This window comes from Psychrobacter submarinus, from assembly GCF_904846685.1.
Taxonomy (GTDB): domain Bacteria; phylum Pseudomonadota; class Gammaproteobacteria; order Pseudomonadales; family Moraxellaceae; genus Psychrobacter; species Psychrobacter submarinus.
The window spans coordinates 456,779-470,667 of sequence record NZ_CAJHBQ010000001.1 but is presented as its reverse complement, the minus strand read 5'-3'; the positions used below and the strand labels follow the sequence as shown (position 1 = coordinate 470,667).

The 13,889-nt window shown below is 44.7% G+C and carries 15 protein-coding genes; 7 read left to right on the top strand and 8 right to left on the bottom strand.

Annotated features, from left to right (window positions below):
* Window positions 1–34: 34 nt before the first annotated feature.
* On the bottom strand, window positions 35–250 hold the full coding sequence (gene rpsU, locus JMY03_RS02115) for a 30S ribosomal protein S21 (RefSeq protein WP_025645021.1): 216 nt from the start codon (window positions 248–250) through the stop codon (window positions 35–37).
* Between the two features lie 452 nt (window positions 251–702).
* On the opposite strand from rpsU, the gene JMY03_RS02110 reads away from it, so the two are divergent.
* The 4 genes from JMY03_RS02110 to JMY03_RS02095 all read left to right on the top strand — a co-directional run bounded on the left by JMY03_RS02110 (window position 703) and on the right by JMY03_RS02095 (window position 3,839).
* Window positions 703–1,227 (top strand): c-type cytochrome, encoded by a 525-nt coding sequence (locus JMY03_RS02110; protein WP_201557559.1) that lies wholly within the window; start codon window positions 703–705, stop codon window positions 1,225–1,227.
* 159 nt (window positions 1,228–1,386) lie between these two features.
* Complete coding sequence (tsaD, locus tag JMY03_RS02105) at window positions 1,387–2,457, top strand: tRNA (adenosine(37)-N6)-threonylcarbamoyltransferase complex transferase subunit TsaD (protein WP_201600639.1); 1,071 nt, start codon at window positions 1,387–1,389, stop codon at window positions 2,455–2,457.
* Window positions 2,458–2,489: 32 nt separating this feature from the next.
* Window positions 2,490–2,861, top strand: coding sequence for a fluoride efflux transporter CrcB (gene crcB / locus JMY03_RS02100; RefSeq protein WP_201600636.1), 372 nt, complete (start codon window positions 2,490–2,492; stop codon window positions 2,859–2,861).
* 165 nt (window positions 2,862–3,026) lie between these two features.
* Window positions 3,027–3,839, top strand: a complete 813-nt coding sequence (locus JMY03_RS02095) for a hypothetical protein (RefSeq protein ID WP_201600633.1) — start codon at window positions 3,027–3,029, stop codon at window positions 3,837–3,839.
* 288 nt (window positions 3,840–4,127) lie between these two features.
* Here the strand turns inward: JMY03_RS02095 and JMY03_RS02090 are convergent, their stop codons facing one another.
* From JMY03_RS02090 to potA, 5 genes are all read right to left on the bottom strand, one after another.
* On the bottom strand, window positions 4,128–4,619 hold the full coding sequence (locus tag JMY03_RS02090) for a hypothetical protein (protein WP_201600630.1): 492 nt from the start codon (window positions 4,617–4,619) through the stop codon (window positions 4,128–4,130).
* Window positions 4,620–4,905: 286 nt separating this feature from the next.
* Entirely contained in the window at window positions 4,906–5,796 is an 891-nt protein-coding gene (locus JMY03_RS02085; RefSeq protein WP_201600627.1) for a LysR family transcriptional regulator, read from the bottom strand.
* 306 nt (window positions 5,797–6,102) lie between these two features.
* Window positions 6,103–6,936, bottom strand: a complete 834-nt coding sequence (gene potC / locus JMY03_RS02080) for a spermidine/putrescine ABC transporter permease PotC (protein WP_227675456.1) — start codon at window positions 6,934–6,936, stop codon at window positions 6,103–6,105.
* Entirely contained in the window at window positions 6,936–7,814 is an 879-nt protein-coding gene (gene potB / locus JMY03_RS02075) for a spermidine/putrescine ABC transporter permease PotB (RefSeq protein ID WP_025645061.1), read from the bottom strand. Before potB ends, potC begins: the two co-directional genes overlap by 1 nt.
* The gene (gene potA, locus JMY03_RS02070; protein WP_201600624.1) at window positions 7,814–9,157 is read right to left on the bottom strand and encodes a spermidine/putrescine ABC transporter ATP-binding protein PotA; all 1,344 of its coding nucleotides are present in this window, start codon (window positions 9,155–9,157) and stop codon (window positions 7,814–7,816) included. Before potA ends, potB begins: the two co-directional genes overlap by 1 nt.
* Window positions 9,158–9,493: 336 nt before the next feature.
* Here potA and JMY03_RS02065 point away from each other — a divergent pair, with 336 nt between their 5' ends.
* The 3 genes from JMY03_RS02065 (at window position 9,494) to JMY03_RS02055 (ending at window position 11,902) form a co-directional block, all read left to right on the top strand.
* Complete coding sequence (locus JMY03_RS02065) at window positions 9,494–10,132, top strand: carbonic anhydrase (protein WP_201600621.1); 639 nt, start codon at window positions 9,494–9,496, stop codon at window positions 10,130–10,132.
* Window positions 10,133–10,286: 154 nt separating this feature from the next.
* The gene (gene gloA / locus JMY03_RS02060) at window positions 10,287–10,850 is read left to right on the top strand and encodes a lactoylglutathione lyase (RefSeq protein WP_201600619.1); all 564 of its coding nucleotides are present in this window, start codon (window positions 10,287–10,289) and stop codon (window positions 10,848–10,850) included.
* A gap of 77 nt (window positions 10,851–10,927) precedes the next feature.
* Complete coding sequence (locus tag JMY03_RS02055; protein ID WP_201600617.1) at window positions 10,928–11,902, top strand: mechanosensitive ion channel family protein; 975 nt, start codon at window positions 10,928–10,930, stop codon at window positions 11,900–11,902.
* 129 nt (window positions 11,903–12,031) lie between these two features.
* Here the strand turns inward: JMY03_RS02055 and JMY03_RS02050 are convergent, their stop codons facing one another.
* Together JMY03_RS02050 and hemF are read right to left on the bottom strand one after the other, a co-directional pair.
* A complete protein-coding gene (locus JMY03_RS02050; RefSeq protein ID WP_201600615.1) occupies window positions 12,032–12,502 on the bottom strand; it encodes a c-type cytochrome in 471 nt (156 codons plus the stop codon).
* A gap of 394 nt (window positions 12,503–12,896) precedes the next feature.
* Entirely contained in the window at window positions 12,897–13,886 is a 990-nt protein-coding gene (hemF, locus tag JMY03_RS02045; RefSeq protein WP_201600613.1) for an oxygen-dependent coproporphyrinogen oxidase, read from the bottom strand.
* Window positions 13,887–13,889: the final 3 nt, after the last annotated feature.

Here is a 13,889-nt window from a genome sequence, read left to right as displayed (position 1 = left end):
GACTACTGATGTACGGCTAACTGATAGCTAGCAATTAGTACATACGCGTAGTACGAATAGTGTCGCGTTGCAGCTTTTTCTTATAACGCTTTACCGCAGCGGCTTTTTTGCGCTTGCGCTCTTGCGTTGGCTTTTCATAAAACTCACGCTTACGTACATCTGACAATACGCCAGCTTTTTCGCAAGCACGTTTAAAACGACGGATAGCGATATCAACGGGTTCGTTTTCTTTGACCTTAACTGCAGGCATGAAGACTCCTTATAGGGATGAGATACAAAGGCATTAGTTTGGCTGTGTATTAGTATTTAGCGCTAATATCTCAAAATTCGCGCATCAGCTCAAACTAGGATAAGTTTGCACAGAAGTACAAGGGCGGTAATTCTACCTAAAATCATCAATAAAGTCAAGGATTTTGGTGTGCTTATCGTCACTCAGCGACTGATTATAAAAAGACAAATTCTGCGTTATTAGAGCACCTAGAGTTACGTTACTTGAAGTATTTACAGATCAATACCGTCTAATTTGGTTGTTTATCTTATAAAGTTTCTTATTTGCCTTATAAAGTAATACTCACTAAGTCACAAAAATCCCGATAAAACACCTTATGACGATAACGGCTTTAACCGAATTTATGCTATGATAATTGCAACAATTCAGTAAGCTTTATCGGTTTTTATATCAATTTTAGTGAGGATGTTGGAATGAGAAAAACGGCACTAAACACAGCATTGTGGACGACTCTAGTGGTCAGCTTGGGCGTTAGTCTTAGCGCTTGTAGCGATGGTCATGAAGCAGTAACAGCGCCAGAGCGAGCCGAGCAGGCTGCTGAGATTGCTCGTGCCAATGCTCCTGAAGCAGAAGATATGGATTTTGCAGAAACTGAGCCTATGGTTGTCGAGACGACTGAGACGGCAGAAGTTGACGCTGGTGATGCTGAAGCTGAGGTGGCAGCGGTAGAAGAGCCTGCAGCCTCTGAGGATTTAGCCGTCAACGTTGGCGCTGAGCTCTATAACAAGCAATGCATGGCCTGTCACGCTACCGGTCTGCTCAATGCACCAAAATTCGGTGACGCTGAGGCTTGGGCACCGCGTATCGAAAAAGGCGTAGAGACTTTGACCACTCATTCAGCGGAAGGCTTTAATCAAATGCCAGCGCAGGCTTATAATGGCGTGACCGAAGATCAAATCAAAGCTGCTGTTGAATATATGATTGCCGAAGCCAGCTGATAGCCGTTATTCGCTCTTGAAATTTGTTAAACGAGCCGTCATTGTGTGCTAACAATGGCGGCTTTTTGGCTTTAGGGTCAGGGTCTGTTATTAGCACATACAGGGTAATAACGCAGCGACCCCATAGTAAGATAAAGATAGTAAGATAAAGGCGATAGCATGAAAGTATTAGGGTTAGAGACTTCTTGTGACGAGACGGGTCTGGCGATCTTTGATAGCGAGCAGATTAACAGCGCTAATAAGGGCCTAGTTGGGCAAGTATTGTACTCACAAATTGAGCTGCATGCTGTCTATGGCGGCGTGGTGCCTGAGCTGGCGAGTCGCGACCATATTCGCAAATTAGTGCCACTACTCGATGAGCTGCTAGCGCAGTGTGATATGAGTAAAAACGACATTGATGCTATCGCCTATACCAAAGGCCCAGGCCTTATTGGCGCGCTGATGACGGGCGCGCTGTTTGGTCGTAGCTTGGCGTTTGGCTTAGGTATTCCGGCTATCGGCGTGCACCATATGGAAGGCCATCTGCTTGCGCCTTTGATGGGCGCTAATCCGCCGCCGTATCCGTTTGTCTCTTTGCTCGTCTCAGGTGGCCATACCCAGCTGATCGCGGCTAAAGGCATCGGCGAGTATGAGATACTAGGCGAGTCCATCGATGATGCGGCAGGGGAGTGCTTTGATAAAGCCGCTAAGATGTTAGGCTTGCCTTATCCTGGTGGTCCAAATATTGCCAAGCTTGCTGAAACGGGTAACCCAAACGCCTATGAGCTGCCGCGGCCAATGCTGCATCGCGGCCTCGATTTCTCCTTTAGTGGCATGAAAACAGCAGTGCATAATCTGATTAAAGATACCCCGCAGTCCGGTGGCTCAGGCAATAGCGCTGATAGCGATCCGCAAGTACGCGCCGATATTGCCGCAAGCTTCCAACACGCGATGGTCGATACGCTAGTAAAAAAATGCGTCAAAGCGCTTAAACAAGCGAATATGACCAGACTCGTTATCGCGGGCGGCGTCAGTGCCAACACACATCTGCGCGAGACGCTAGAGACTGAGCTGACGAAAATTAATGCGACTGTACATTATGCACCGCCAGCACTGTGTACAGATAATGGCGCAATGATTGCTTATGCTGGATTTGAGCGCCTAAACGCTGGACAAACGGATGATCTGGCAGTGAGCTGTGTGCCGCGTTGGCCATTGACAGAATTACCAGCACTGTTGCCTGCAGTATAACGTTCAAAAGCCATACAAATTAAGGATAATATATGCAGTGGCTAGCAATAGGCTTAGGAGCGGCATTAGGCGCGTGTTTACGTGGCTATTTAGCGCGCTTTAATCCACTGCATCATTGGATACCACTTGGCACGCTTGGCGCAAATGTCTTGGGCGGCCTGCTAATTGGCCTTGCGCTCGTCTGGTTTGAGCGTATGGGTAGCAACTTATCTGATCATGTGCGTGTGTTTGTGATTACTGGCTTTTTGGGTGGATTGACGACCTTTAGTACCTTTAGTGCTGAAGTGTTTGGCTTTATCCATGATGGACGGCTGCTGGCAGGTCTGGCGTTGATCGGTCTGCACGTTGGATTGACACTGCTGGCAACCGCGCTTGGGTTTTATTTTTTTAAGCTGGTCTTGTAAGCTTTGCTAGATATTACTCGTTTAATGGTTTGGTTTAAGTGGTTCCATTGTACCAGTCTGTTTTAGGTGGTCTGTTAATAGGTTTGAAGGGTGAAATAGCTGGTTCTGTTGGGGTATACTCAAACTAGGATTTAACGAGACTTAACTGTACGAATTAGGATAATCATGACGATATTAAGGCTCATAGGCATTTTTATTTTAAATACTATAGGAGTCTTAGTAATCGGATGTACAGAGCAAAAAGATCCAAATGAGCCAGTTACTGCTTATATACTAGCAGAAATATCAGATAAGGTGTTTGTTACTACCTTTCCACGTTGTAACTACGAAGATGCCTACGACTTAGATGAGTTCTCAACAAAAAGTGTTGTTTTCAACTTTCAAGCTAAGACTTTCTCTGGAAACTTAAATAATGAATTTCATTGCCCTTCTGAGGACTTAGGGATGGTGTTTAGAACTACTATATTGCCTTTATATAAGCTTGAAGGCAAGGTCGTTAAAGACAAGAGTTATTTCTACTTTCCTTACTCTAGAAATAAAGTATTAGAACAGATACCTCATGTAGAATATTTACGTATTGATTCTACACAAGCAATGTTAATAATTGAGGGTATGCAAAATCAGACTAGTCCATTGAAGTTAGTGTTTACAACTTACGACGAAGAAGGGTTGAGCAGCTTTCATAACTATTATCGCTTATATACCTTATTAGATAATGATTTTGAATTACAGTATCAAATTAGAATTATGAATGATGACTATAACCAAAGATTTAATATAAGTGGTTACGATACGCAATTTGCGCAAGCGTTTAAAGATGTCATAGCAGCTGATGGTCGAGTGCTAGATCATCCCGAAATCATCCAAGGTTTTGTCGATAATAATGAGCGAGTCATAGAGTTTTTTAAAGCTCATGGACAGATCATTACTAAAATCGAATTCGATAAGATCAACGATGCTGATCACACAGTAGAATAGTTTCCGAGTAATGGCTTTGAGCAATGTTAAACTCATTTACCATAGCACCCATAGTTAGAATACGTTCGGTGCCTGTATAGCGCACCGATCACGAATAGAATATGCATGGTAAGTACACCATGAAGTACACTGCTGTTAATTCAACAACTCGAACCATTGCTACCACTAGCCTACAGCCATAGATTCAAGTCCTCACTAGGGAACCGTATTCTTAGCTTGAGCTAAACATATATTTTTGGGTGTACCGGATTTTTGTCTTACCACCTCACTCTATAAAAAATTCAAATTTCATACTGTATGTCGATCGAATATTAGTTCGATTAGATTAAAAACTTCCTTCTCGTCTAAAATTGATCCATTGTATAGCATAGGTTTTAATGGTTTTCCTATAGAGCTACCTGCTTTTAGATAGATAGTCAATATCCAGTGATTAGTACGACCGCGAGTTAAAGGGTGTAAATCTAACCTTTCGATATCTCGCCATAATATTAAGTGTTGCTGATTTGACTTAAACACATGAAAAAAAGAAATTCCAGCTTGTTCAATCGTTACTATTGGCTTTTTACCTAACCAAATATAAGATAAAAGTAAAAGACCAAAGCTACCACCTCCTATGAGCAACCATCCAATACTAACTATAATCCAATCTCCTTCTTGCTTAGCGATCGGAGCAACAAAGCAACCCAGAATAAATATAAATATCGAGCCAATTATATTTATGAAGTGCTGTTTGAGGGTGTAAGTCAGTTTGATTGGATAAGGAACTAAATTGTTACTCATTTTTATCCCCTTTTTTGAAATGATTCATAATTTATTTTAGTATCAACTCTACGTTCAAGTCCTTTTACTAAATCGGCCATTAAATCTTTATCCGTTTGTCTGCTCAAAAAATCCAACAAATTATCAGCTGTGTATTTCTTTAAATGTATACGTGTTCTAAGCCTTTAGTAAAAATCATACTATGAAAGACGTAATATTTAGTTAGAGTATGGACTAGTCTGCAACTCGCAACTATCTTCAAAAACTAAATATTGTTCTCATAACGAGTGTTATGACAAATAAAGCTCTAAACCGGCTTAACAATCCCATCAAGTAAACTCGCAAAACCCTGCATGTACGCCATATCTTGGTTCGCCGTGCGCGTTGCTGCATAAAGCTGACAATGCACGCCATCGCCCAACGGACGCGAGACCACCCAACCTTTTTTTTCATACTCGCTTACTACCCAATCGGGCAGGGCTGCCACGCCGCGCTCGCTTGCCACCAATTGAATCAGCATTGCGGTCAGCTCCGTGGTGCGAATATCGGCAAAGCTCACATCGCTTGGCGTCATAAAATTAGCAATAATATCGAGGCGTTTGGCTTCTACCGGATAGGCAATCAATGTCTCATTAACCAAATCATTAGGTTCAATAAATTCTTGCGTCGCTAAATCATGTGTTGGTGACAGCACCAAGCGACTCTCATATTCAAACAATGGCTGATAGCTGATACCGTCGAGCGGTAAATCACTGGTGGTAATAAGCAGATCAATATCACCTTCCATCAGTAAATGATGCGGCTCCGGCTCAAAGCCAGTGGCAAAGTCCAGCTCGACATCCGACCACTCGCGGCGATAGTGATTGAGTATTGGCATCAGCCAATCAAAGCAGCTATGGCACTCAGAGGCCAGGCGCAGGCGACCAGCCTGCCCATGGGCAAGGCGCTTTAGGTTGGATTTGGTGCGGGTGACTTGCGGTAGGATGCTGTCGGCCAGTGCCAGTACTATCTTACCTGCTGGGGTAAAGCTCAGCGGGCGCGTGCGGCGATTAACGAGGCTGATATCGTAGTAGTTTTCTAACTCTTTGAGTTGATGGGATACCGCAGACGCCGTGATATGTAGCTCGTCAGCGGCGGCGGCTAGTGAGCCATGGGCTCTAAGCGCGGTTAAGGTATTGAGATGACGAAGCTCTAGCATAAATAGCTCGGTAGTGAGGATGAAGTGCATTCATTATAAGCGATAAAGTGCTGAAGTTCACTCATAGCTAATAACTTCTCTAGCGACGACGTAATAATAGCTGTGAGATGACGACCAGTACCAAAGAGGCTGCCAGTAGCAACGTTCCGACAGCATTATCCTCAGGTTTTAGTCCTGAGAAGCGTTAAAAAATTGCACTGCAATTTTAGCTTTGCAAGGGAAATTCTTTAAATAGAATTTCCAAGAAGCTTTTGTAAGGTTTTAAAGCTAGTCTAAAGGCGCCAGCCTACAACAGACCCTACTAACTTAACGCTTACGCAATAAGAGCTGCGAGATAATCACTAATACTAATGAAGCAGCTAACAACAGCGTGCCGACGGCGTTGACCTCAGGCTTAAGACCGACACGCACCATAGAATATATCCGCAGCGGCAGGATCTCATAGCTAGGGCCAGTCACAAAGGTCGAGACCACCACATCATCGAGTGATAAGGTAAAAGCCAATAACCAACCCGCCATTACCGCAGGCATAATCACCGGAATCAGTACCGTACGGATCATCGTCGACTCAGATGCACCCAAATCGCGCGCCGCCTCCATCAGCCGCTCATCTAAGCTGCTTAGGCGTGCAAAGACAGTAATGACCACGAACGGCAGGCAAAAAGTGATATGCGCTATTAGTAAAGAGACAAAGCCTAGCTGTAAGCCTATCAATAAAAACAGTGCCAGTAGTGAGATAGCTAGGACAATCTCAGGCGACATCATTAGTACAAACAATAGGCCATTTAATAGCCCTTTACCGCGAAAATCATAGCGATGTAGCGCCATAGCGGTCAAAGTACCGATCAAAGTAGAGACAGTCGCTGCGATGAGTCCTAAGACGATAGAGTGCCAAAAAGCATCGAGCATCGCTTGATTATTAAACAGCGACTCGTACCATTTGAGGCTAAAACCGCCCCAGTTATAGCCCGTCTTAGACTCATTAAAAGACATGACTACTAGGACAATAATGGGTAAATACAGCAGTAGATAGATTAAGCTTAGATAGCCCTTGGCAAACAAATTTCCTAGTTTTAGCGGTTTATTGGTTTTTGTCGAGGGTTGGTTCTTACTCATTGAGTTAGCAGAATTAGCAGACATCAGGCCACCTCATTGAAGTCAGTTTTGCCAATGCGTTTACTACTAGCGCGATAAGCTAAGAGTAATACCGCCATCGCAAGCGTCAATAACACACTAGCCGCCGCACCAAATGGCCAGTCGCGGGCATCTAAAAATTGATTTTTGATGATATTACCAACGAGTAGGTTGCGCGATCCGCCCAAGATATCAGCGACATAAAACATGCCCATCGCCGGTAGCAGCACGAGTAAGACACCAGAGATGATACCGGGCGTTGTAAGTGGCAACACTATGTGCCAAAAAGTCTGCCGCCTGCTTGCACCCAAATCTTGTGACGCCAAGAGCATGTCATCACGCAAGTCAGTAAATACCGCGTACAACGGCAGCACCATAAAGGGGAAGAGGAGATAAGTTAGGCCAACGATCACCGCGCCTTGGGTGTAGAGCATATTGATAGGCGTCTCGATGATACCGATGGCAAGCAGTGCCTTATTAATAAGGCCATTCGTCGCTAGTAGCAGCTTGAGCGCATAGACCCGCACTAAGGAGTTGGTCCAAAACGGTAATATCAGCAGCAGCATAAGCAAAGGCTGCCAGCGCAGATGAACACGAGAGACCAGCCAAGCAAACGGATAACCGAGTAATAAGCACAGCACAGTAGTAATACCCGCCATCCATAACGAATGGGCAAACACCTCAAAATACAGCGGGTCAAGCAAGCGTAGATAGCTGTCAATAGTGACAGGTAAGCTGATAAAATCGCTCGTATCGCGTGTCAAAAAACTGACCGCAATGACTAAGATATTGGGCAGTAGCGCAAATATCAGCAGCCAGCCCCATATCAGCCATAAGGTAACCGTGCGAAAAGCGCCTTTACTAGTCAAGCTACTACCCGCCATTAGTCCATATCCTTTTGCATAGCGTTAGGGCCTCTCATAGTATCGGCGCTCACCGCTTCAGCGGCTGCATGATTGAAAGCCGCGTCATCAGCCGTACCATCGCTAGTAGAGGTGTCATTTGGTAATAGCCACTCCCAACCATCGACCCAAGAGACTTTTACCGCCTCATGCATTTTGTAATCAAAGCTTGGATCTTCTTCATCGAAGAACTCTGAGGCTTTAATGATATGGCCGTTTTCAAGCTCAATGATCGAGTCTAAAGTGCTACCTTTATAATTGCTTTCAATCACACGGCCTAGTAAGCCTGTATGCGTCTCATCTTTAGGATCATAAATCCGCAGATCCTCAGGTCGTAGTAGGAGGTTGACCTTGTCACCGACTTGCACGGCATTGGCAAAATCAGGACGGCGCAGATTGCGTAGATGAGGGGCGTCAGTTGTATGATCCTGCGCTTCACAGACCTCAACTTCGATACGGCCATTGGTGATCTGGCCATTGCGATCAGGCTGATCAGGATAGACGCCGTGTACTTTTGCTTCAAAGAGATTGGCCTCGCCGATGAATTTGGCGGTGAATAAATTGGCCGGAGTTTCATAGATTTGGATAGGGGTGCCAATTTGTTGGAATCTACCGTCTTTCATCACGGCAATGCGGTCCGACATCGATAGCGCCTCTTCTTGATCATGAGTGACAAAGACAAAGGTAATGCCAAGCTCGCGCTGCAAGCGCTTGAGCTCTGATTGCATCTGCAAGCGTAGCTTATGATCGAGGGCGGAGAGTGGTTCATCAAGTAATAATAGTTTAGGGCGATTGATAACGGCGCGGGCAATAGCGACGCGCTGCTGCTGGCCACCAGACAGATCTTGCGGACGGCGATTGGCTAGATGCTCCATCTGCACCATAGCTAACATCTCACGCACGCGGGTTTGTATCTCCGCCTTAGGCACTTTTTTAATCTTTAGGCCATAAGCGACGTTTTGCGCGACTGTCATATGCGGAAATAAAGCGTACTGCTGAAATACAGTATTGACCGGACGCTTATCAGCGGGCAAACCTGCCATTTGCACACCATCGAGTTGAATCTTACCAACGCTTGGTTGCTCAAACCCTGCAATCAGACGCAGCAAGGTAGTTTTGCCGCAACCAGACGGCCCAAGCAGCGTCAAAAACTCGCCATGCTTGATGTCGAGCGTGATGTCCTTGAGGACTTCGGTCTGATCGTAAGACTTTTTGATACCTGTCAGTTGCAGTAGCGTCTTACCAGTAGCATCTGTGCTATTAGTCTGAGTGCTATCAGTCTGAGTGTTATTGGTTTGAGCAGTGGGCGCGGGCGAGTCAGTCATGAACGAAAGTCCTGATTATCCAAATCAATCTCATATATAGCGAGAGTCAAGTGCGGGTTATTATAACAAACCCGCTGCGCAAATAAGTGCAAGTTCAGTATCGATTACAAGAGCTTGCTGGTTAGTCATTGTAATAAAAGAGCAAACCGCTCGTAACCATAAAAAGCAAATTTTCATTATTAATCGCTTTTTTATTGCTATACAATTATTACGATTACTGGTTGAATAAAGTCTTTACCAGTGACTACTTTATGATCTAAGTGAGCGGGTTTTGAAGCCTGTGCTCGTAGCCAATTATCTACCCATATCTACCCAAAAGTTATTTAAGGATATCTTATGACAGCCGAGAACCGCCCAGCAACAGGCGCTGAAGCATTAGAGATGTTGAAGCAAGGTAACGCCCGCTACGTGGATAGTCTCACCAGTACCGATGAATATATGCAGCGTCGTCCAGAGTTGGTCAAAGATCAAAATCCATTAGCCATTATTTTGGGCTGCTCGGATGCACGAGTACCTGTTGAGATTGTCTTTGATCAAGGCTTGGGGGATTTGTTTGTCATACGTGTGGCGGGCAATGTGGTGGCGCCATCACAGATTGGCTCAATCGAATTTGCCGCCGAAGCCTTTGGCACACAGTTGGTGGTAGTCCTTGGACATTCAAAATGCGGCGCGGTCACGGCCTGCGTTGAGACCTTGATCAATCCTGATCAGAACTATTCACCTAATTTGCAATCGATCGTTGATCGCATTCGCCCAAGTGTCTATAACTTGCATGAGCTGGCGACCGCCAATGGTCAAGACGTCGATGCCGATGAGCTGGTTGATCGCTCTATCCGTGCCAACGTGCGCATGTCAGTGAGTCAGCTCAAACATGGATCGCGGGCACTAGAGGATTTGACTAACAGTGGTCAGCTACTTGTTGTCGGTGCTGAGTATGACCTAGAGACAGGTAAGGTGAGGTTCTTAGACAGCTAATATATATCTAAACATGAACATACTTTGTTCATATTCTTACAAAACCCTATCAATTATTTTGCCATTTTTTATTATGATGAAAGAGCCAAGCGAATTGCGATCATCGTGATTCGCTTATTTATAACTGCATTTTCTAAATTATATTGGGATAATTATGTCTACTCCATCTAGTAATAATAACGCAACCATCGCACAGCCTGCGAGCAGTATCAGTACAGATGGCGTCCAGTCAATCTCTACGCAAACGACAGGTTTTACGTTTAACCACACTATGCTACGCGTCAAAGATCCTGCCAAGTCATTGGCGTTTTATACTGGCGTGTTGGGTATGACGTTGCTTGCGGTCAAAAAATTCCCTGATATGGAATTTGATCTGTATTTCTTGGCAAAGCTAACTGAGAGCGAGCGTGAGAACCTGCCTACTGGTGATGATTTAGAAATCTTTGCTTTCCGTCAGCGCGGTATCTTAGAGCTGACCCATAATTATGGCACTGAGACAAAAGCTGACTTTAGCTATCATGATGGCAACCAAGACCCTCAAGGCTTTGGGCATATTTGTTTTAGCGTACCGAACCTAGATGAAGCCATCGCTTGGTTTGATAAGAACGATGTTGAGTTCAAAAAACGTCCAGAAGATGGCAGCATGAAAAACATTGCCTTTATCAAGGATGTTGATGGCTACTGGATTGAAATCGTACAAGCTGATTTGATGTCATAACTGGCAAAACAGTAGTGAGATGTTCATTTATTTATCCCCTTAAACGCGCGCTAAGACAGCAATAGGAGCAACCCTTTATGCCCACCCCCGACGTGAGTCGCCTATCGAACACGCTAACCGATGGTGTAACCATCTATCAACAAGTGGTCTATACCACGCAAGACTTGGCAAGTGGCTTTATTGAGCGCATTCCATATTTTGTAGCGGCGCTCATTGTGTTGGGGATTTTTTGGCTGTTGTCGATTATTTTTAAAAAAGTCGTGCATAAAACCTTAGGCGCGCGCGTGCGTCATCAGAACTTAGTAAAAGTGTTTCAGCGCATAGGCGGGGCACTTATTCTGTTTATTGGCTTTATGATCGCCATGGTTGTCGCTATTCCAGGATTTACACCAGCCAAATTAATCGGCGCGCTGGGTATTGGTTCGGTGGCGATTGGTTTTGCCTTCAAAGACATCTTCCAAAACCTGCTCTCTGGTATTTTATTGCTGATCTCAGAGCCGTTTCGTATTGGTGATCAGATTGTCTCAGGCGACTACGAAGGCACCGTTGAAGACATTAAGATTCGTGCAACGACGATTAGAACCTATGATGGTCGGCAAGTAGTGATTCCAAACTCGGAGCTGTATACCTCGGCATTAACCGTCAATACCGCCTACAAACAGCGCCGCTTGCAAGTGGCGGTCGGTATTGGTTATGAGGATGATATCGAAACAGCAAAAGCTGAGATTCTACAAGCTTTGGATAAAGTTGATAGCGTATCGAGAAAAGCGACGCCAAGCGTAATTGCGACAGGGTTTGGTGGTTCATCTATGGATTTGACAGTACGTTGGTTTATTGATAACGGCACTCAGGCTAATAAAGTCGCTTCTATTCATCAAGTCATTGTAGAAGTCAAAAAAGCGCTGGATGCAGCCGGTATCAATATTCCTTTCCCTATACGTACAATAGATTTGAGCGATCCTTCAGTGAAATCTATTGTTAAGCAGATAAATAAGGAGCAAGATGACAATGTTAATGATGATGATAATGCCAAAAAAGCAGAGACAGAGTAATTTGCTTAGAGCGTTATTTCAAAGAGCTGCGTTAGCGTGAGATTTTTTGGCAATAAAAAACCGCTATATCATCTGATATAGCGGTTTTATTTTCTGCTCTTAGCAGTAACGGATCGTCAGTCTTTAATCTTAGTCAGTTTTGACTTTAAAGTCGGTATGACATGACTTACAGCTAGCGCCTACTTTTTTAAAGGCAGGTGCAAAGTCATCGACGCTAGAGGCGCTCTGAGCGGCGTTATTCAATTCAGCGGTCACTTGTTGAAATTTCTCTGACTCAGCGACAAAGCTTGCATTATCGCTCCAAACGGCTTCGGTCGCATTACCAATGGCTTCTTGGTTTTCAAAATGTGCCCAAGGGTTTTGTGACGCTTCTGCCAAAAATGAGGTTTGGTCTTTTAAAAGCTCTGCATCAAAGGTATCTGGCGCTTTTACCATATCGCCTATAATACCCATCGCATCACCATAATCTTTCATAATATCTTGACGGGCTTTGACATCAGGGTCTAAAGGTGCGCTACAAGCAGTTAGGCCTAGAGCAGCAGACATCAAAGCGATGCCAAAGATAGATTTTATTGGGGTTTTGCGGTGAAGGGATAGCATATGCAAACTTCCTTATTTAATGGCTATTAAGTTAGGCGCATTATCTCATGCTTTACCTAGATAGTGGCTGTTGTTAAAGGGTGATTCTCAACTAAAAAAAAGTAGTACAAATTAAAAGTATGATAAAAGTACCCTTATTTTTTATACTTATTGCCCTAAATATATAGGGTGCAGCGATGAGTTGTGTAGAGTATTTGTGTAATTGATCCGTTATAAAGGCTCTGTAACGATAAAGGTCAGCTATAAAAGCTGACCTAAAAGTGAGTCTTCACGTATAGCGGACTATACTGCTGATTACCATATCTACTGTCAATAGCATCGCGCTATAAACTGTACCATAAGTAGTTTATAAAACACTTGTCGGTAAAAGTAGCGTTCATTGTATCGTCAAAAGCTATAAATTCAACCAATCACGCGGCTTCAAATAATAATCAGTCAGCTCAAACTCAGCCGTGCCGGGGCTTGGCTCAAAACGATAGTGCCAACTGGCAAGCGGCGGCATACTCACTAAGATCGACTCAATACGGCCGTTGCTCTGTAGGCCAAATAGCGTACCACGATCATAGACTAAGTTATACTCGACGTAGCGACCGCGGCGATAGAGCTGAAACTCACGCTGTGCTTCGGTATAAGGCATATCTTTACGCTGCTCAAAAATCGGCATGATACCGTCAAGATAACCATTGCCAACGGCCTTCATAAAGTCAAAACACGTCTCAAAATCCCAGCCGCGACTCTCTGTACTGACGTCGTCATAAAACAAACCACCGATACCACGCTGCTCATCGCGGTGACGCAGATGAAAATACTCATCGCACCACTGTTTGAAATCAGCATAAATATGGTCACCGAAAGGCGCGCATAGATCATGACAGACTTGATGCCAATGCACACAATCAGCGAGTACTGGATAGAATGGCGTTAAGTCAAAGCCGCCACCAAACCACCAAATCGGCGCTTCGCCTTCTGCTTCTGCCACGAACAAACGTACGTTGGCGTGGCTGGTTGGGACATTTGGGTTTTTGGGATGTACCACTAAGGACACGCCCATCGCTTGCGCACGGCGACCAGCAATATTAGGATGGCGCGCGGTCGCTGAGGCTGGCAGATTATGCACATGGATATGGCTGAACATCACGCCTGCTTTTTCGATAACCTCACCATCTGCCAAAATACAAGAGCGGCCGCCGCCACCTTCAGGACGCTCCCAATCATCTGGAGCAAAAGTAGCAGTTCCGCCACCTTTACGCTCTTGCGCTTCTAACGCTTGACAGATATTCGCTTGTAGCTCAACTAAAAACGCTCGTACTCGCGCAATATCGTCGTGAGTAGGGGTGACAGGCTCAGGGTGAGAATGACTGCTAGTGTTATCTGAATGACTCATAAA